This window comes from Stenotrophomonas maltophilia group sp. RNC7 (assembly GCF_030910085.1).
Taxonomy (GTDB): domain Bacteria; phylum Pseudomonadota; class Gammaproteobacteria; order Xanthomonadales; family Xanthomonadaceae; genus Stenotrophomonas; species Stenotrophomonas sepilia.
This window is the reverse complement of sequence record NZ_JAVFVN010000696.1, coordinates 1-463: the sequence shown is the minus strand read 5'-3', so window position 1 is coordinate 463 and position 463 is coordinate 1. Positions and strand designations below refer to the sequence as shown.

Genomic DNA, 463 nt, shown 5'->3' with positions numbered 1-463 from the left:
GCGACGACGTGCTGGCCTCCGGCTCGCTCATCAGCGCCGAGGAAGCCGTGCGGCGCGTGCTGATCCTGGAGAACCCGGGCCTGCCCGGCCAGGCCAGCATCACGCAGAGCCTGTACGCCGGCCTGCAACTGATCCTGCCGGGCGAGATCGCGCCCAGTCACCGCCACACCCAGTCCGCCCTGCGCTTCATCGTCGAGGGCCGCGGCGCCTACACCGCCGTCAACGGCGAGCGCACCACCATGCATCCGGGCGACTTCATCATCACGCCGTCCTGGACCTGGCACGACCACGGCAACGCCGAGACCGTCGACGGCGGCGAACCGGTGGTCTGGCTGGACGGCCTGGACATCCCGCTGCTGCGCTTCCTGGATGCCGGCTTCGCCGAGAACTATCCGTCCGCCACCCAGCCGGTCACGCGTCCCGAAGGCGACAGCATGGCGCGCTACGGCCACAACATGGCGCC

1 protein-coding gene is annotated in these 463 nt (G+C 70.6%); it reads left to right on the top strand.

Annotation, left to right across the window (positions count from 1 at the left end; genetic code table 11):
* A partial coding sequence (locus RCF13_RS14755; RefSeq protein WP_308141299.1) for a cupin domain-containing protein occupies positions 1-463 on the top strand: 463 nt, incomplete at both ends.